Source organism: Streptomyces sp. CB02923 (genome assembly GCF_001905005.1).
In the GTDB taxonomy this organism is placed as follows: domain Bacteria; phylum Actinomycetota; class Actinomycetes; order Streptomycetales; family Streptomycetaceae; genus Streptomyces.
The window spans coordinates 605,701-626,462 of record NZ_LWKZ01000023.1 but is presented as its reverse complement, the minus strand read 5'-3'; the positions used below and the strand labels follow the sequence as shown (position 1 = coordinate 626,462).

Annotated in this window: 1 protein-coding gene; it reads right to left on the bottom strand. The window is 73.4% G+C overall.

Translation table 11 applies throughout. From position 1 onward, the window contains the following. Nucleotides 1-123: 123 nt before the first annotated feature. Nucleotides 124-20,499 (bottom strand): type I polyketide synthase, encoded by a 20,376-nt coding sequence (locus A6A06_RS20955; protein ID WP_443333771.1) that lies wholly within the window; start codon nt 20,497-20,499, stop codon nt 124-126. Nucleotides 20,500-20,762: the final 263 nt, after the last annotated feature.

Sequence of the window (20,762 nt, the reverse complement as noted above, 5' to 3'; positions counted from 1 at the left end):
CCATGCCCGGCTACCGCCGCCGCGCAGCACGGCGCGCCGCCGGAGTGTCCGGCGGCGCACCGTGCCCGCGCCCGGACCGGCCGGTGGGGTGCGGGGGTCACCCGGACCGGCCGGTCCGGCGGGTCAGGACAGTCCGAGTTCGTTGTCGAGGAGGTCGAAGACCTCGTCGTCGGACGCGGACTCGAAGTCGAAGTCCTTGTCGGACCGCGACTCGTCGTGCTCGGCTGCCGCCGTGGTGTCCCGCAGGGCGTTCCACTTCGCCCTGAGGACCTCCAGGCGGCCGGCTATCTGCTCGTGGACCTCCTCCGTGATGTCGAGCCCGCCGAAGGACTTCTCCAGCTTTTCGAGTTCGCCCAGGAGTGCCGCCGGGCCGGAGGACGGCTCGGGGGCGACCCGGGCATGGAGATGGTCGACGAGCTCCGCGGGCGTCGGGTAGTCGAAGAGCAGCGTCGCCGGCAGGCGGATTCCGGTGAGGGTGCTCAGGCGGTTGCGGAGTTCGACCGCGGTGAGCGAGTCGAATCCGAGGTCCAGGAAGGCCCGGTCCTCGTCGATCTCCGTGGCTCCGGCGTGTCCGAGGACGGCCGCGACCTGGCCGCGTACGGCGTCGAGTACCACCTCGCGTCCCTCTGCCGCCGACAGGCCGGTCAGGCGCTGGGCGAAGACGGCGGCGGCGTCGCCGCCGCCCGCCGCGGCTGCCGCCGTGCGCCGGCCCGGGGTCCTGATCAGGCCGCGCAGCAGCGGGGAGATGTCGCCCTGCTGCCGCAGCGCCGCCAGGTCCAGGCGGACGGGCAGCGCCATGGCTTCGGCGCTGCCGAGTGCGGCGTCGAAGAGCGCCACGCCTTCCTCGGCGGACAGCGGCGGCATGCCCGAACGGGCGATGCGCTGGATGTCGGTTTCGGTGAGGTTTCCGGTCATGCCGCTGTCCTGCGACCAGGGGCCCCAGGCCAGGGACACCGCGGGCAGACCCGCCGCGCGGCGGTGGTGTGCCAGGGCGTCCAGGAAGGCGTTGCCCGCCGCGTAGTTGGCCTGGCCCGCACTGCCGACCGTACCGGCCACGGAGGAGAACACCACGAACGCGTCCAGGTCGAGTTCCCTGGTCGCCTCGTGCAGGTTCCAGGCCGCGTCCACCTTCGGACGCAGCACCCCTGCCAGGCGCTCCGGAGTCAGCGACTCCACCACACCGTCGTCCAGGACACCGGCCGTGTGCACCACGGCCGTGGGCGCGTGACGGGCGACCAGGTCGGCCACAGCGGCCGCATCGGTCACGTCGCACGCTTCGACGACGGCTTCGGCACCGCTGCCCTGAAGTTCGGCCACGAGGTCCCCGGCGCCTTCGGCGTCCGGGCCCCTCCGGCTGACCAGCAGCAGGCTGCGTACTCCGTGCTCGCTCACCAGGTGCCGGGCGACCGTACGGCCCAGACCACCCGTACCACCGGTGATCAACACCGTGCCGGACGCGTCCCAGGCGAAAGCCTGCCGCGTCTCGGCGCGGGCCAGCCGCGCCGCCAGCACCTCGCCATCACGCACCAGCAGCTGCGGCTCGTCCGACGCCAGCGCCGCTCGCAGAAGCGTCGGGTCGACGTCGTCGTCCGCGTCCGCAGCCACGTCCACCAGGCCGAAGCGGCCCGGGTTCTCCGCCTGCGCCGACCGCACCAGGCCCCACACCGCGGCGCCCGCGAGATCCTCGCCGGACACCGCGCCACGCGTCACGAACACCAGACGCGAAGCGGCGAACCGGTCATCGGCCAGCCACGACTGGAGCACGTCCAGCGCCCGCGCCGTCACGGCGTGCACGGACTCCACCGTTCCGGCGGCCTCGGTCGTCGGCGGTACGAGCACGGTGTCGTGGCCGCCGGCCTCCGCGAGGTCGTCGAGATCCATGTGGGGCTGGAGCGAGAGCCCGTCGAGGACGCCCTCGGTGTCCTTGCCGAGCAGGGCGAGGGACTCGCCGGGCTCGGCCGCCGTGGGCTGGATGCCGGTCCAGTCGACCTTGAAGAGGGAATCGCGGTCGCCGGATTGCAGCTGCCCGGCGGTGATCGGTCGCGTGGTCAGGGACCGTACCGAGGCCACCGGCGCACCGGCCGTGTCCGCGATGGCGATCGACGTGCCGTCCTCGGTGGGACGGAGGCGTACCCGCACCTGGGAGGCGCCGGTGGCGTGGAGCGTCACTCCGTTCCAGGAGAACGGGACGGCTCCCTCGTCCGCTCCCCCGGCGGCCAGCAGCGCCGCGTGCAGCGCGGCGTCGAAGAGCGCGGGGTGCAGACCGTAGGCGCTGCCGTCGGTGCCCTCGGGCAGCGCGACCTCGGCGTAGACGTCCTCGCCCGCCTTCCAGGCGGCCCGCAGGCCCTGGAACACCGGGCCGTACTCGAATCCGGCATCCGCGAACCGTGCGTAGCAGCCCTCCGCGTCAAGCGCCTCGGCGCCCTGCGGGGGCCACGCCGTGGCGTCGAACGGCAGCTCCTCGGCGGCCGGGGCCAGGGCGCCGCTGGCGTGCAGCGTCCACGGTCCCTCTCCCCCACGCGCGTGCACCGACACCGGTCGGCGGTCCTCGTCGTCCGGCTCACCCACCGTTACCTGCACCTGGACCGCGCCGCCCGAAGCAGGCAGCACCAGGGGCGCGGCCAGTGTCAGTTCCTCCACGACACCGCAGTCCACCTCGTCGGCCGCCCGCAGTACCAGCTCCATCAGCGCAGTGCCGGGAACCAGTACGGATCCCATCACAACGTGATCCGCCAGCCACGGGTGCGAGGACACCGACAGCCGGCCCGTGAACAGCAGGCCGTCCGAGCCCGCCAGTTCCACGGCCGCACCCAGCAGCGGGTGCCCGGCCAGGCCCAGGCCCGCGGACCGCACATCGCCCGCGCGCGCCGCGCCGGCCGACGGCCAGAACCGCTCGTGCTGGAACGCGTACGTCGGCAGATCCACCCACCGCGCACCCGAACCGGCGAAGACGGCGGACCAGTCGACGGGCGTGCCGTTGGTGTGCAGTCGCGCCAGGGCCGTGAGCAGCGCCGGTGTCTCGGGCCGGTCCTTGCGCAGGACGGGGGCCAGTACCGCGTCGTCCACGGTGGATTCCGCGGCGAGCGCGGAGAGGGCTCCGTCGGGGCCGAGCTCCAGGAAGGCCGTGACGCCCTGCGCGTGCAGTGCGCCGACCCCGTCGGCGAACCGTACGGCTTCGCGGACGTGGCCGACCCAGTACTCCGCCGAGCCCAGCTGTTCCGCGGTGGCCGGCTCGCCGGTGACGTTGGAGACCACGGGAATGCGCGGCGCTCCGTACGTCATGCCGTCGGCGACGGTCCGGAATGCTTCGAGCATCGGTTCCATGAGCGGCGAGTGGAAGGCGTGCGAGACCCGCAGCCTGCTGGTCTTGCGCCCCTCCCCCTCGAAGTGCGCCGCGATGGCGAGCACCGCGTCCTCCACACCGGAGACCACAACCGACGACGGCCCGTTGACCGCCGCGATCGAAACACCCTCCACCAGATGCGGAAGAACCTCCTCCTCCGTCGCCCGGACCGCCACCATCGCGCCGCCCGCAGGCAGTTCCTGCATCAGCCGGCCCCGCGCCGCCACCAGAGCACACGCATCCGGCAGCGAGAACACACCCGCCACATGCGCCGCGGCGATCTCGCCGACGGAGTGCCCCAGGAGCTGGTCCGGGCGTACGCCCCACGACTCCAGCAGCCGGAACAGTGCCACCTCGATCGTGAACAGGGCCGCCTGGGTGTACGCGGTCTGGTTCAGCAGCTCCGCTTCCTCGCCCCAGACGACGTCCCGCAGAGGACGCTCCAGGTGCTCGTCCAGAGCGGCACATACCGCGTCGAACGCCCCCGCGAACACCGGGTAACGGCCGTACAGCTCCCGGCCCATCCCCAGACGCTGCGAACCCTGCCCCGAGAAGAGGAAGGCCAGCTTGCCCGAACGGGCCCGGTCGTGCGCCACGACGGACGCCTCACTGCGGCCCTCGGCCAGGGCGGCCAGCGAGCGCAGCAGGTCGTCCCGGTCCGCGGCCAGGATCACCGCGCGGTGCTGGAACGTCGAGCGGCCCGTCGCCAGCGCGTGGGCGACATCCGTGACCCGCTGCCCCGGCTCACTGTCCAGGCGGGACAGCAGCCGTGCGGCCTGGGCCCGCAGCGCCGGCTCGCTCCGGCCCGACAGCGGTACCAGCACCGGCGACCCGGTTCCGGCCGTCTCGTCCTCGGCGGTGTCCGGTGCGGTGTCGGCCGTGACCGGTTCGGGCTGTTCCAGGATGACGTGCGCGTTCGTGCCGCCGATGCCGAAGGAGGAGACACCCGCACGGCGCGGCCCGTCACCCTGCGGCCACTGCGTCTCGGAGGTCAGGAGCTCGACGGCGCCCGCACTCCAGTCCACATGCGAGGACGGCTCGTCGACATGCAGGGTCCGCGGGAGAACACCGTGGTGCATCGCCTGCACCATCTTGATGATGCCCGCGACACCCGCAGCGGCCTGCGCGTGTCCGATGTTGGACTTCACCGAACCCAGCAGCAGCGGCCGGTCCTCCGGCCGCTCCTGACCGTAGGTGGCCAGCAGCGCCTGCGCCTCGATCGGGTCGCCCAGCGTCGTACCCGTACCGTGCGCCTCCACCGCGTCGACATCCGCCGCCGACAGGCCCGCGCTCGCCAGCGCCTGCCGGATCACCCGCTGCTGCGACGGACCATTCGGGGCCGTCAGGCCGTTCGACGCACCGTCCTGGTTCACGGCGCTGCCACGCACCGTGGCCAGCACCCGGTGCCCGTTGCGGCGCGCGTCCGACAGACGCTCCAGCACCAGGATTCCAGCGCCTTCGGCCCAGCCGACACCGTCGGCGGTGTCGGCGAACGCCTTGCAGCGACCGTCCTGGGAGAGACCGCCCTGGCGGGAGAACTCCACGAAGGTCAGCGGCGTCGACATCACCGTCACACCGCCCGCGAGCGCCAGCGTGCACTCACCGGACCGCAGTGCCTGCGCGGCCAGGTGCAGGGACACCAGCGACGACGAGCACGCCGTGTCCACCGTGACGGCCGGACCCTCGAAACCGAACGTGTACGACACCCGGCCGGAAGCGATGCTGCCCGCGCTGCCGCTGCCCTGGTAGCCCTCGAACTCGCGCCCGGAGAGCAGCGTCGAGTAGTCGCTGTACATCACGCCGGCGAAGACGCCCGTACGGCTGCCGCGCAGCGTGGCGGGGTCCATTCCGGCGCGCTCCAGCGCCTCCCAGGACGTCTCCAGCAGCAGTCGCTGCTGGGCATCGGTGGTCAGGGCCTCCCGGGGACTCATCCCGAAGAACTCGGGGTCGAACTCCGCCGCGTCGTGGAGGAATCCGCCGGAGCGGGTGGCGATGGCGCCCTCGCGGTCGGGGTCGTAGGTGTCGTCGATCTGCCAGCCCCGGTCGGTGGGGAAGGCCGAGACGGCGTCCACCCCTTCGGACACCAGGTGCCACAGGTCCTCGGGCGAGGCGACCCCGCCGGGGAAGCGGCAGCTCATGCCGACGATCACGACCGGGTCGTCCGTCAGGGACGGGAGGGCGGACACCGGTACCGGCGTCGCGGTCTCCGTGCCGAACAGTTCGTCGAGGAAGTGCCCTGCCAGGGCGTCGGCCGTCGGATAGTCGAAGACGGTCGTCGCCGGGAGCCGCAGCCCGGTGGCCTTGCCCAGCAGGTTGCGGAGCTCGATCGCGGTGAGGGAGTCGAATCCGAGGTCCTGGAAGGCGCGGTCCGGGTCGACCGTCTCCGGGCTCGCGTGGCCCAGGACCGCTGCGACCTGGGCACGTACGAGATCGAGCAGCGCCTCGCGCCGCTCCGCCGCGGGCAGCCCGGTCAGGCTCTGCGCGATGGCGGATGCCGCGGCGGCGCCGGCCCGGCGGGTCTTCGTACGGATCAGGCCGCGCAGCAGCGGGGGCACCTCGCCCTGCTCACGGAGTACCGCCAGGTCGAAGCGGACCGGGAGCGCCATGGCTTCGGCGCTGCCGAGTGCGGCGTCGAAGAGCGCCACACCCTCCTCGGCGGACAGCGGCGGCATGCCCGAACGGGCCATGCGCTGCACGTCGGTTTCGGTGAGGTTTCCGGTCATGCCGCTGTCCTGCGACCAGGGGCCCCAGGCCAGGGACACCGCGGGCAGGCCCGCCGCACGGCGGTGGTGTGCCAGGGCGTCCAGGAAGGCGTTGCCCGCCGCGTAGTTGGCCTGGCCCGCACTGCCGACCGTACCGGCCACGGAGGAGAACACCACGAACGCGTTCAGGTCGAGTTCCCTGGTCGCCTCGTGCAGGTTCCAGGCCGCGTCCACCTTCGGACGCAGCACCCCTGCCAGGCGCTCCGGAGTCAGCGACTCCACCACACCGTCGTCCAGGACACCGGCCGTGTGCACCACGGCCGTGGGCGCGTGACGGGCGACCAGGTCGGCCACAGCGGCCGCATCGGTCACGTCGCACGCTTCGACGACGGCTTCGGCACCGCTGCCCTGAAGTTCGGCCACGAGGTCCCCGGCGCCTTCGGCGTCCGGGCCCCTCCGGCTGACCAGCAGCAGACTGCGTACCCCGTGCTCGGCCACCAGATGCCGGGCGACCGTACGGCCCAGACCACCCGTACCACCGGTGATCAACACCGTGCCGGACGCGTCCCAGGTCATCGTGTGCGGTGACTGCGACCTGGTCAGCCGGGCCGCCAGCACCTCGTTCCGGCGCACCAGCAGTTCGGGCTCGTCGGTCGCCAGGCCCTGCGGCAGCACCGTCACATCGGCGTCGCCTTCCAGGTCCACCAGGCCGAAGCGGCCCGGGTTCTCCGACTGGGCCGACCGCACCAGGCCGCGGACGGCGGCGCCCGCGAGGTCCTCGCCGGACACCGCGCCACGCGTCACGAACACCAGACGCGAAGCGGCGAACCGGTCATCGGCCAGCCACGACTGCACCATCTCCAGCGCCCAGGCCGTCACGGCGTGCACGGACTGCACCGTCTCCGCCGTGGCGGCGGGCGGCGTGACCAGGACGGTTCCGGGCACGGCCGGGTCCGTCAGGGACTCCAGTTCGGCGTACGTCCGCAGCGGCTCGCCCTCCGGACCGGTGCCGAGTTCGACGCGCTCGTCCGTGAGGGGGACGGGGACCCAGTCGACGGTGAAGAGCGCGTCACGGTCGGCGGTCCGCAGCTGTCCGGCCGAGAGCGGGCGGATCACCAGCGACTCCACGGAGGCGACCGGCGCACCGGACGTGTCCGCGACGGCGACGGACAGCGCGTTGCCCGCGCCGCGGATCCGGACGCGGAGCTGCGCGGCGCCGGAGGCGTGCAGCGACACTCCGGTCCACGAGAACGGGACTCCGCCCGCTTCGCCACCGTTCAGCGCCGCCGCGTGCAGCGCGGCGTCGAAGAGCGCGGGGTGCAGACCGTAGGCGTCGGTTTCGGTGCCCTCGGGCAGCGTCACCTCGGCGTAGATGTCCTCGCCCGTCTTCCAGGCGGCCCGCAGGCCCTGGAAGGCCGGGCCGTACGTGAGTCCGGCATCGGCGAGTTCGTCGTAGCAACTCGCCACGTCAACGGGCTGCGCGCCCTTCGGCGGCCATACGGCGGCATCGAAGGAGGCCGCTGTGGCCCCGGTGGACACCGCGCCGTCGGCGTGCAGCGTCCACGGGCCCTCGCCCTCCCGGGCGTGCACCGACACCGGCCGGCGTCCCCCGTCTTCGGGCTCGCCGACCCATACCTGTACCTGGACCGCGGCGCCGGAGGCGGGCAGTACCAGGGGCGCGGCCAGCGTCAGCTCGTCCAGCAGGTCGCAGCCGACCTCGTCGGCCGCCCGCAGCACCAGCTCCACCAGCGCGGTGCCGGGAACCAGTACGGATCCCATCACGACGTGATCCGCCAGCCACGGGTGCGAGGACACCGACAGCCGGCCCGTGAACAGCAGGCCACCCGTGCCCGCCAGTTCCACGGCCGCACCCAGCAGCGGGTGCCCCGCCGAGCCCAGGCCCGCGGACCGCACATCGCCCGCACGCGCCGCGCCGCCCGACGGCCAGAACCGCTCGTGCTGGAACGCGTACGTCGGCAGATCCACCCACCGCGCACCCGAACCGGCGAAGAGCACCGTCCAGTCCACGTGTGCGCCCCGGACGTGCAGCTGCGCCAGCGCGGCCAGCAGTGTCGTCTCTTCGGGCCGGTCCTTGCGCAGGACGGGGACGAGCAGGGCCTCGTCCGGTGCCGATTCCCGGGCCATCGCCGACAGCACGCCGTCGGGGCCGAGTTCCAGGAACCGGGTGACTCCTTCCGCCCGCAGTGCCTCGGTGCCGTCCACGAAGCGCACTGCCTCGCGGACGTGGCTGACCCAGTAGTCGGCGTCGGCGAGCTGTCCGGGCTCGGCGAGCCGGCCCGTCAGGTTCGACACGACGGGGATCGTCGGCGTGCCGAACGACAGCCGTGCCACCACCGCCCGGAATGCTTCGAGCATCGGTTCCATGAGCGGCGAGTGGAAGGCGTGCGAGACCCGCAGCCTGCTGGTCTTGCGCCCCTCCCCCTCGAAGTGCGCCGCGATGGCGAGCACCGCGTCCTCCACACCGGAGACCACGACCGACGACGGACCGTTGACCGCCGCGATCGAAACACCCTCCACCAGGTGCGGAAGGATCTCTTCCTCCGTCGCCCGGACCGCGACCATCGCGCCGCCCGCAGGCAGGTCCTGCATCAGCCGGCCCCGCGCCGCCACCAGAGCACACGCATCCGGCAGCGAGAACACACCCGCCACATGCGCCGCGGCGACCTCACCGATCGAATGTCCGGCCACGAAGTCCGCGCGGACTCCCCACGACTCCGCCAGCCGGTACAGCGCCACCTCGATGGCGAACAGCCCGGCCTGGGCATACGCGGTCTGGTTCAGCAGCTCCGCGTCCTCGCCCCAGACGACGTCCCGCAGAGGACGCTCCAGGTGCTCGTCCAGAGCGGCACATACCGCGTCGAACGCCTCCGCGAACACCGGGTAACGGCCGTACAGCTCCCGGCCCATCCCCAGACGCTGCGAACCCTGCCCCGAGAAGAGGAAGGCCGACTTCCCCGTACCGGCGGAGCCCTCCGCCAGACCGGGGTCGGTCTCGCCCGCCGCGAGTGCGGACAGGGCACGCAGCAGGGCGCCGCGGTCCTCGCCCCACACCACCGCGCGGTGGGCGAACTTCGACCGTCCCGTCACCAGCGAGTGGCCGATGTCCTGCGCGGGCAGGGCGTCACGGCCGGCGGCCAGGGGCAGCAGGCGTGTGGCCTGGCCGCGCAGCGCGGCCTCGGTCCGGCCGGACAGCACCCACGCCAGCGCGCCGGGTTCGGTCACCGGGACGTGCGGTGCGGTGTCGGCCGTGACCGGTTCGGGCTGTTCCAGGATGACGTGCGCGTTCGTGCCGCTGACGCCGAAGGAGGAGACACCCGCACGACGCGGCCCGTCACCCTGCGGCCACTGCGTCTCGGAGGTCAGGAGCTCGACGGCGCCCGCACTCCAGTCCACGTGCGACGACGGCTCATCCACATGCAGCGTCCGGGGCAGCACACCGTGGTGCATGGCCAGCACCATCTTGATGATGCCCGCGACACCCGACGCCGCCTGCGCGTGTCCGATGTTGGACTTCACCGAACCCAGCAGCAGCGGACGGTCGTCCGGCCGTGCCTGGCCATACGTGGCCAGCAGGGCCTGCGCCTCGATCGGGTCGCCCAGCGTCGTACCCGTACCGTGCGCCTCCACCGCGTCGACATCGGCCGCCGACAGACCGGCACTCGCCAGCGCCTGCCGGATCACCCGCTGCTGCGACGGACCGTTCGGCGCCGTCAGGCCATTGGACGCGCCGTCCTGGTTGACCGCACTGCCACGGACCGTCGCCAGCACCCGGTGCCCGTTGCGGCGCGCGTCCGACAGACGCTCCAGCACCAGCATGCCGACGCCCTCGCCCCAGCCGACACCGTCGGCCGCGTCGGCGAAGGACTTGCACCGGCCGTCCGCCGACAGGCCCCGCTGCCGCGAGAAGTCCACGAACGTCGTCGGCGTCGACATCACCGTCACGCCGCCCGCCATGGCCAGCGAGCACTCGCCGGACCGCAGTGCCTGCGCCGCCAGGTGCAGGGCCACCAGCGACGACGAGCACGCCGTGTCCACCGTGACGGCCGGACCCTCGAAACCGAACGTGTACGACACCCGGCCGGAAGCGATGCTGGCGGCGCTGCCGTTGCTCCGGTAGCCCTCGTACTGGTCGCCGACCATGATCTCGCTGTAGTCGGTGTACATCACGCCCGCGAAGACGCCCGTACGGCTGCCCCGCAGCGTGGTCGGGTCGAGGCCCGCCCGTTCGAGGGCCTCCCAGGTGGTCTCCAGCAGGAGCCGCTGCTGCGAGTCCGTCGCCAGTGCCTCCCGGGGACTCATCCCGAAGAACTCGGGGTCGAAGTCCCCCGCCTCGTGCAGGAACCCGCCGGAGCGCGTGTACGAGGTGCCGAGCGCCTCGGGGTCGGGGCTGTAGAGCGACTCCACGTCCCAGCCGCGGTCGGCCGGGAAGTCCGAGACGGCGTCCGTGCCGTCCGACACCAGCCGCCACAGGTCCTCGGGCGAGGCGACCCCGCCCGGGTAGCGGCAGCTCATGCCGACGATCACGACCGGGTCGTCGGCCGCGGCCACCTGCGCCCGGACCGGCAGCAGCGTCTCTTCCGCCACCGCGTCGGCGCTGAACAGCTCGTCCAGCAGGTGGTCGACCATCGTCCCGGCCGTGGGGTAGTCGAAGACGGCGGTGGCCGAGAGGCGCATGCCCGTCGCCTTGTTGAGCCGGTTGCGCAGCTCGACCGCGGTCAGGGAGTCGAATCCGAGGTCCTGGAAGGCCCGGTCCGGGTCGACCGTCTCCGGGCTCGCGTGGCCCAGGACCACCGCGATCTGGGCGCGCACCAGGTCCAGCAGCGCTTCGCGCCGTTCCACCGTGCCCAGTCCGGACAGGCGTCCCACCAGGCCGGCGACCGCGGCCGAGCCGGCGACCGCCGAGCGCCGGGCGCGGGTCCTGATCAGGCCGCGCAGCAGCGAGGGGATGTCGCCCTGTTCGCGCAGGCCCGGCAGGTCGAAGCGGACCGGGAGCGCCATGGGCTCGGTGCCCGCGAGTGCGGCGTCGAAGAGCGCCAGGCCCTCCTCGGCGGACAGCGGCGGCATCCCCTGACGGGCGATGCGCTGGATGTCGGCTTCGGTGAGGGTGCCGGTCATGCCGCTGTCCTGCGACCACGGGCCCCAGGCCAGGGACACCGCAGGCAGACCCGCCGCCTTACGGTGCTGAGCCAGCGCGTCCAGGAAGGCGTTGCCCGCCGCGTAGTTGGCCTGACCGGGACTGCCGACCGTGCCCGCCACGGACGAGAACACCACGAACGCGTCCAGATCCAGATCCCTGGTCGCCTCGTGCAGATTCCACGCCGCGTCCACCTTCGGACGCAGCACACCCGACAACCGCTCCGCAGTCAGCGACTCCACCACACCATCGTCCAGAACACCGGCCGTGTGCACCACAGCTGTCGGCGCATGACGCGCGACCAGATCGGCCACAGACGCCGCATCGGTCACATCGCACGCCTCGATCACAGCCTGCGCACCAAGCGCCTCAAGCTCAGCCACGAGCTCCCCGGCACCCTCGGCACCCGGACCCCTCCGGCTGACCAGCAGCAGACTCCGTACCCCGTGCTCACTCACCAAGTGCCGGGCGACCGTACGGCCCAGACCACCCGTACCACCGGTGATCAACACCGTGCCGGACGCGTCCCAGGCGAAAGCCTGCTGCGTCTGGGCGCGGGCCAGCCGTGCGGCCAGCACCTCGCCACCGCGCACCAGCAGCTGCGGCTCGTCCGTCGCCAGCGCCCGCGGGACCAGTGCCACGTCGGCGTCGCCGTCCAGGTCCAGCAGGCCGAAGCGGCCCGGGTGCTCCGACTGCGCCGACCGCACCAGGCCCCACACCGCGGCGCCCGCGAGATCCTCGCCGGACACCGCGCCACGCGTCACGAACACCAGACGCGAAGCGACGAACCGGTCATCGGCCAGCCACGACTGCACCATCTCCAGCGCCCGGACCGCTACGGCGTGCACGGACCGCACCGTCTCCGCCGTGGCGGCGGGCGGCGCCATCAGCACCGTGCCGGGGGCGGGGCCGGATGCGGCCAGGGAGTCCAGGTCCGCGAAGTGCTCGATCAGGTCCGCGCGCCAGGTGTGCGACGTGTCCGCGGCGAGGCCGACCGCCGCGACGGTCTCCGCGGCCGCGGCCTGGGGAAGGCGTACGGAGTCCCACTGGAGGCGGAACAGCGCGTCGCGGGCGACCGGGTTGGTGCCGCTCTCCCACTGGTCGGCGGAGACCGTCCGCAGGACGAGAGCGCCGATGGAGGCGACGGGCTCGCCCGTCGTGTCGGCGACGTCGACGGACACCGTGTCGTTGCTGTGCCGGGTGACCCGGACCCGTACCGCCGCGGCGCCGGAGGCGTGCAGCGATACGCCTTCGAAGGAGAAGGGCACGACCTGCTGGTCGATGCCGTTGAAGGTGACGACGTGCAGGGCCGCGTCGAGCAGCGCCGGGTGCAGGCCGTAGGCCGGTGCGTCGCCTTCCGCCCCGGTGGGCAGGGCGACCTCGGCGAAGACCTCGTCGCCCCGGCGCCATGCGGTGTGCAGGCCCTGGAAGTGCGGGCCGTAGTCGAAGCCGCGGTCGGCCAGGCGCGGGTAGAGGCCGGTCAGGTCGACGGGTTCGGCGTCGGCGGGCGGCCAGGCAGCGAAGTCGACGTCGGTGGTGGCCGGCTGCGGGCCGGTGGCGAGTACGCCGGTGGCGTGCTGCACCCACGGGTGGTCGCCGTCGCCGTCGGTCCGGGAGCGTGCGCTGACGGTGCGGCGGCCCGCCTCGTCGGCGGGGCCCACGCGCAGTTGCAGGTGTACGCCGCCGTGCTCGGGCAGGACGAGCGGGGCGGCCAGGGTCAGCTCGTCGACGCGGTCGCAGCCCACCTCGTCGGCGGCGCGGATGGCGAGTTCGACGAACGCCGTGCCCGGCAGGAGGACCGAGCCCATGACGGAGTGCCCGGCGAGCCAGGGGTGGGAGGTGAGCGACAGGCGTGTGGTGAACAGCAGGCCGTCGCCGTCGGGCAGTTCCAGGGCGGCGCTGAGCAGGGGGTGTCCGGTCGCTTCGAGGCCGACGGCGCCGATGTCCCCGGTGCGGGTGTGGTCGGGGGTCGGCCAGAACCGCTGGTGCTGGAAGGCGTACGTCGGCAGGTCCACGGCGTGCGCGTCCTGGCCGGTGCGGAACGCGGACCAGTCGATGGGGGCGCCGTGCACGTGCAGGTGCGTCAGGGCCGCGAGCAGAGTCGTTTCCTCGGGGCGGTCCTTGCGCAGGGCGGGGACGAGGACGGGCTCCTCCGGAGCGCTCCGGTCGGCGGCGCCGTCCGGCAGCGACTCGCGTGCCATGGCCGAGAGCGTGCCGTCGGGGCCCAGCTCCAGGAAGCGCGTCACGCCCTGTGCGCACAGGGCGCGGATGCCGTCGGAGAACCGCACCGCGGCGCGGACATGGGTCACCCAGTACTCGGGGGTGCGCAGTTCGCCGGGGTCGGCGAGTCCGCCGCTGACGTTCGATACGACGGCCAGTTCCGGCTCGCCGTAGGACAGGCCCTCGGCGACGGCACGGAAGTCGGCCAGCATCGGGTCCATCAGGGGCGAGTGGAAGGCGTGCGAGACCCGCAGCCGGGTGGTCTTGCGGCCCTCGGCCTCGAAGTGCGCGGCGACCGCGAGCACGGCGGCCTCGGTGCCGGACACGACCATGGCCCGGGGGCCGTTGACGGCGGCGAGCGCGACGTCCTCGGTCAGGTGCGGGAGTACTTCCTCCTCGGTGGCCTGGATCGCCGCCATCGCGCCACCGGCGGGCAGCGCCTGCATGAGGCGTCCGCGCGCCGCCACCAGCGCGCAGGCGTCGGCCAGGGAGAACACCCCGGCGACGTGCGCGGCGGCGATCTCGCCGACGGAGTGCCCGGCCACGTACTGCGGCCGTACGCCCCAGGACTCCACGAGCCGGAACAGGGCCACCTCGATGGCGAACAGCCCGGCCTGGGCATACGCGGTCTGGTTCAGCAGCTCCGCGTCCTCACCCCAGACGACGTCCCGCAGAGGACGCTCCAGGTGCTCGTCCAGAGCGGCACATACCGCGTCGAACGCCTCCGCGAAGGCAGGGTGGCGGGCGTGCAGCTCGCGGCCCATGCCGATGCGCTGTGATCCCTGGCCGGAGAAGAGGACGGCGTCCGGGCCGGTGCGGGCGGTGCCCGTGTCCACGGCTGGGTCGGACTCGCCCGCGGCCAGGGCGGCCAGGGCGCGCAGTGCGGTGCCGTGGTCGTCGGCGCGGACGGCCGCGCGGTGGGCGAAGGCCGTACGGCGCGTCGTCAGCGTGTGGGCGATGTCCGTGAGCCGGAGTGCGGGCTCGCGGTCGAGGTGGGAGTGCAGCCGGGCCGCCTGGGCGCGCAGGGCGCTCTCGCTCTTGGCGGAGAGCAGCAGCGGCACAGCTCCGCCGTGGGCGGCGGTCGTCCCGTCGTTGTCGTCGGGGGCGGTGACCGGTGCTTCGGTCTCCGTGGCCGCGGGCAGTTCCAGGACCACGTGCGCGTTGGTGCCGCTGATGCCGAAGGCGGAGACGGCGCTTCGCCTGGGGTGGCCGGTCTCGGGCCATTCCGTGTGCTCGGTGAGCAGTTCGACCGCGCCCGCGGTCCAGTCGACGTGCTCGGTGGGCTCGTCGACGTGCAGGGTGCGCGGCAGCATGCCGTGCCGCATCGCCAGCACCATCTTCATCACGCCCGCCACACCGGCGGCGGCCTGGGTGTGACCGAGGTTGGACTTCACCGCGCCCAGCAGCAGGGGCTGCTCCGCCGGCCGCTCCTGGCCGTAGGTGGCCAGCAGCGCCTGGGCCTCGATCGGGTCGCCGAGCGTCGTGCCGGTGCCGTGGGCCTCCACGGCGTCGACGTCGGAGGCGGTCAGCTGGGCGTTGGCCAGGGCCTGGCGGATCACGCGCTGCTGGGAGGGGCCGCTGGGGGCGCTCAGGCCGTTGGACGCGCCGTCCTGGTTGACGGCGGAGCCGCGGACGACGGCGAGCACCTGGTGGCCGTTGCGGCGGGCGTCGCTGAGCCGTTCGACCAGCAGCAGGCCGACGCCCTCGCTCCAGCCGGTGCCGTCGGCCCCGGACGCGAAGGGCTTGCAGCGGCCGTCGGGGGCCAGGCCGCGCTGCCGGGCGAACTCCACGAAGGAGGACGGGGTGGACATCACCGTGACGCCGCCCGCGACCGCCAGGGAGCACTCGCCCTGGCGCAGCGCCTGCGCCGCCATGTGCAGGGCCACCAGCGAGGAGGAGCACGCCGTGTCCACCGTGACGGCCGGTCCTTCGAAGCCGAAGGTGTAGGAGACGCGGCCGGAGACGACGCTCATCGCGTTGCCGGTGAGCCGGTGCCCGCCGGTTTCGTCCTGTGCCGTGTCCAGGACCGCGCCGTAGTCCTGGGTGTTGGTGCCCGCGAAGACACCGGTGCTGCTGCCCCGCAGGGAGTCCGGGTCGATGCCCGCCTGTTCGAGCACCTCCCAGGTGGTCTCCAGGAGCAGTCGCTGCTGCGGGTCCATGACGAGGGCCTCGCGCGGCGAGATGCCGAAGAAGTCCGCGTCGAAGCCGGCCACGCCTTCCAGGAAGCCGCCGCCGCGGGCGTAGCTGGTGCCCTGGTGGTCGGGGTCGGGGTGGTAGAGCCGGTCGAGGTCCCAGCCCCGGTCGGCGGGCATGGGGGTAATGGCGTCGCCGCCCTCGGCGAGCAGGCGCCACAGGGCCTCGGGCGAGTGCACGCCGCCGGGGAAGCGGCAGGCCATGCCGACGATCGCCACCGGTTCGTCGAGGGCGGCGGCCGATGCCTGGACGACCGTGGCGGGTCCCGCGGCGCCCAGGATCTCGGAGCGCAGGTACGCGGCGACCGCGACGGAGGAGGGGTGGTCGAACAGGAGGGTGGCGGGCAGCCGCAGGCCGGTCGTGGCGGAGAGCCGGTTGCGCAGGTCGACCGACATCAGCGAGTCGAAGCCCTGCTCGCGGAAGGCGCGTACGGCGTCGACGGTGTCCGGTGAGGGGTGTCCGAGGACCTTCGCGGCCTCTTCCCTGACCATGGTCAGGATCGCCTGTTCCTGTTCGGCGGGCGGCAGTGCGCCGATCCGGTCGCGCAGGGGGGAGCGTTCGCGGCGCGGGCCGCTCGCGGGGCCGAGGGCGCGGCGGGCCTCGGGCAGGTCGCCGATGAGGGGGCTGGGGCGGACCGCGGTCAGGGCGGGGGCGTACGCGCTCCAGTCGATGTCGGCCACGGTCACGTGCGTCATGCCCTGGGCGAGGGCCTGGCGCAGGGCGGCGAGGGCGGGGGCCGCGGCCATGGGCAGCAGGCCGTCGCGGCTCATCCGGTCGGCCGCGTCGCTGTCGGTGGCCATGCCTTCGCCCGCCCAGGGGCCCCAGGAGACGGAGGTGGCGGGGAGGCCCTGCTGGTGGCGCTGTTCGGCGAGGGCGTCCAGGTGGGCGTTGGCGGCGGCGTAGTTGGCCTGCCCGGCGTTGCCCAGGACGCCGACGATCGAGGAGAACAGCACGAAGTGGTCCAGGTCCAGGTCCTGGGTGAGGTCGTGCAGGTTCTGGGCGGCCGTCGTCTTGGGGCGCAGTACGGTCTGGAAGCGCTCGGGGGTGAGCGCGTCCAGGACGCCGTCGTCCAGGACGCCCGCGGCGTGCACGACGCCGGTCAGCGGCAGGTCCGCCGGGATGTCCGCGAGGACGGCGGCCAGCGCGTCGCGGTCGGCGGCGTCGCAGGCGGCGAGGGTGACCTTGACGCCCCGGTCGGTGAGGGCCGCGGCGAGTTCCGGTGCGCCGGGGGCTCTCGGTCCGCGGCGGCCGGTGAGCACGAGGTGTTCGGCTCCGGCGTCGGCCAGCCAGTGGGCGAGGTGCGCGCCGAGGGCGCCGGTGCCGCCGGTGACCAGGACGGTGCCGTGGGTGCTCCACCGGTCGCCGGTGTCGCCGCCGGGGGTGATCCGTTCGATGCGGCGGGTGAAGGTTCCGGCCGGGCGGATCGCTACCTGGTCCTCTTCCGAGGCGAGGGTGTTCAGCAGTGCGGCGACGGCGCGCTTGTCGAGGTTCTCCGGGAGGTCGACGAGTCCGCCCCAGTTCTGCGGGGACTCCAGCGCGGCCACCCGGCCCAGGCCCCAGAGCTGTGCCTGTACGGGGCTGCCGAGCGGGTCGTGCCGGTCGACGGCGACGGCGCCACGGGTCACGCACCACAGCGGGGCCTGGATGTCCGCGCTCTCCAGGGCGTGCAGGAGGGTGGTGGTGGCGGCCAGGCCGCGCGGCACGGAGGGCAGGTCCGGGTGGGGCCGCTCGTCGGAGGCGAGCAGGGAGAGCACGCCGTCGACGGGGGTTTCGGGGCGGGCGAGGACTTGCTCGCCGGGTTCGTGGGCCGCGGGCAGTTCGCGTACGTCGGTGTGCAGGCCCTGCTCGTGCAGGGCGTCCAGGAGGCGGACAGTCCACGGGTCGTCGGTCGTGCCGTCGGGCAGGACGACGAGCCAGTGCCCGGTGGCGGCGGGGCCGTTGGACGTGGTGCGCGGGGCCCAGTGGGTGCGGTAGCTGAAGCGGTCGGCGGCGGCCTGGGTCCTGCGCTGCTTGCGCCAGGAGGAGAGGGTGGGCAGGAGGCTGCCGAGGGAGCCCGCTTCGCTGCCGTCGATGGCCAGGACGGCCGACAGTTCCTGGAGGTCCTCGCGTTCCACGGCGGCCCAGAAGCCGGCCTCGCCCGCTTCGGTGTCGGCCGTCTCCCCCGTGTCGGGGCCGGCCGGGTCCAGCCAGTACCACTGGCGCTGGAAGGCGTAGGTGGGCAGCTCCGCGCGAGAGGTGCCGGGCGCGCCGAGGCGGGCGGACCAGTCGACGCGTACTCCGTGCGCGAAGGCGGTGGCGATGCCCTCGGTGAAGGCGGACGCTTCGGGGCGGCCGGTGCGCAGGAGGGGGACGAGGACGGGCTCTTCGAGGGTGGTCAGGCAGTCCTGGACCATGGGGGTGAGGACGCCGCCGGGGCCGATCTCCACGAACGTGGTGACGCCCTCGGCTTCGAGGGTGCGTACGGCGGCGCAGAAGCGGACCGCTTCGCGGACCTGCCGTACCCAGTAGTCGGGCGAGCGCAGTTCCTCTTCGGCGGCGAGGGTGCCGGTCACCGTGGACACGACGGGGATGCGGGGGGCGTGGAAGGTCAGGCCGCGTGCGACGCGCGCGAAGTCCTCCAGCATGCCGTCCATGTGCGGGGAGTGGAAGGCGTGGCTGACGCGCAGCCGCTTGGTGCGGCGGCCCTGTGCCGTCCAGTGGGCGGCGATCTCCGTGACGGCCTGTTCGTCACCCGAGATGACGGTGGAGTCGGGCCCGTTGGCGGCGGCGAGGGCGACGTGCTCCTCGTGGCCCGCGAGGTGGTCGCGGATCTCCTCCTCGGTGGCCTGGACCGCCACCATCGCGCCGCCTTCGGGCAGCGCCTGCATGAGGGTGCCGCGCGCGGCGACCAGCCGTGCGGCGTCGGCGAGGGTCAGTACGCCGCTGACGTGGGCAGCGGTGAGCTCGCCGATGGAGTGTCCCGCGACGAACCGGGGCGTCACGCCCCAGGATTCGACGAGCCGGAACAGGGCGGTCTCCAGGGCGAAGAGAGCGGCCTGGGTGTAGGCGGTCTGGTCGAGCAGCGCGGCTTCGGCGCTGCCTTCCTCGGCGAAGACGATGTCCCGCAGCGGCCGGTCCAGGTGCGGGTCGAGTTCGGCGCACACCGCGTCGAAAGCGGCGGCGAACCCGGGGTACGCGGCGTACAGGCCGCGTCCCATGCCGAGGCGCTGGGAGCCCTGCCCGGCGAAGAGGAACGCGGTGGAGGCCTTGGCGGCGACGCCGCTGACCAGGCCGGTTTCGGTGCGGCCCGCGGCCAGGGCGTCCAGGCCGCGGAGGAATTCCTCCCGGTCGTCCGAGACGAGTACCGCGCGGTGCTCCATGAGGGTACGGGTATCCGCGAGGGCGTGGGCGACCGCGGCCGGTTCGAGGCCGGTGTGGTCCCGCAGGTGGCGGCCCAGGCGTTCGGCCTGGGAGCGCAGGGCGCCTTCGGTGCGGGCGGACAGGATCCAGGGCAGCGCGCCACCGGTCCGGGTGGCCGGCTCGGCGGCCGGTGCGTCCTCGCCGGCGGGTGCCTGTTCCAGGATGACGTGGGCGTTGGTGCCGCTGATGCCGAAGGAGGAGACGGCGGCGCGGCGGGGCCGGTCGGCCTCCGGCCAGGGCGCGGGCTCCGCGAGGAGTCTGGCGTTGCCCTCGCTCCAGTCGACGTGCCCGGTGGGCTCGTCGAGGTGCAGCGTCCGGGGCAGGTGCCCGTGCCGCATCGCCAGGACCATCTTCATGACGCCCGCGATGCCGGCGGCGGCCTGAGTGTGCCCGATGTTGGACTTCATGGCGCCGATCAGCACGGGCCGGTCGGCGGGGCGCTGCTGCCCGTAGGTGGCGAGCAGGGCGTGCGCCTCGACGGGGTCGCCGAGGGTGGTGCCGGTGCCGTGGGCCTCCACGGCGTCGATGTCGGCGGCGGCCAGGCCGGCGCCGGTCAGCGCCTGGCGGATGACGCGCTGCTGCGAGGGGCCGTTGGGGGCGGTCAGCCCGTTGGACGCGCCGTCCTGGTTGACGGCCGAGCCCTTCAGCACGGCGAGTACGGGGTGGCCGTTGCGTACGGCGTCGCTGAGCCGCTCGACGAACAGCATCCCGACGCCCTCGCTCCAGCCGGTGCCGTCGGCCCCGGACGCGAAGGGCTTGCAGCGGCCGTCGGGGGCCAGGCCGCGCTGCCGGGCGAACTCCACGAACATCTTCGGCGTGGACATCACGGTCGCGCCGCCCACCAGGGCCATGGTGCACTCGCCGCGCCGCAGCGCGTGCGCGGCCAGGTGCAGGGCCACCAGCGACGAGGAGCAGGCCGTGTCGACGGTCAGCGCGGGGCCCTCCAGGCCCAGGACGTAGGAGATCCGGCCGGAGGCGATGCTGATGTGGTTGCCGGTCAGCAGGTGTCCGCCGACCTCCTCGGCGCGCCGGCTGCCCTCGGCGTCGTACTCCCCGTGGCCAGTGCCGACGAAGACGCCGGTACGGCTGCCCGCGAGGGATTCCGGGTCGATACCGGCGCGTTCGACGGCTTCCCACGCGGTCTCCAGGAGGAGCCGCTGCTGGGGGTCCATGGCGAGCGCCTCGCGCGGGGATATCCCGAAGAAGCCGGGGTCGAACTCGCCCGCCTCGTGCAGGAATCCGCCCTCGCGGGCGTAGGAGGTGCCCTGGTGGGCAGGGTCGGGGTGGTAGAGCGCGTCCAGGTCCCAGCCGCGGTTGCGGGGGAAGGAGGAGATCGCGTCGACGCCGTCGTCCAGCAGCCCCCAGAGGTCTTCCGGTGTCCGGACGCCGCCGGGGAAGCGGCAGGCCATCGAGACGATCGCGATGGGCTCCCGCTGCTTCGCCTCCGTCTCGTCCAATTGCTGACGAGTCTCGTGAAGGTCCGCGATAGCGCGCTTGAGGTATTCGCGCAGCTTCTCCTCGTTCGACATCAGGACGCCAATCGCTCGGTGGGATGCCGGACCTGGGGCACAACCCCGACACGTACGTCCGACCGTTTCTCTGCCATCTTCCTCAACGTGGACTGCGGGTTTCCCTAGACCCGCTGCTCTCGGCGCCCAGACCCGCTGCTCTCGGGGCAAGACTCGGCCTCCCCCGGATCATTTGTAGGGTTTTCCCGGTTCCCGGGCCGCTAGCGTCACGCGTCACGCCA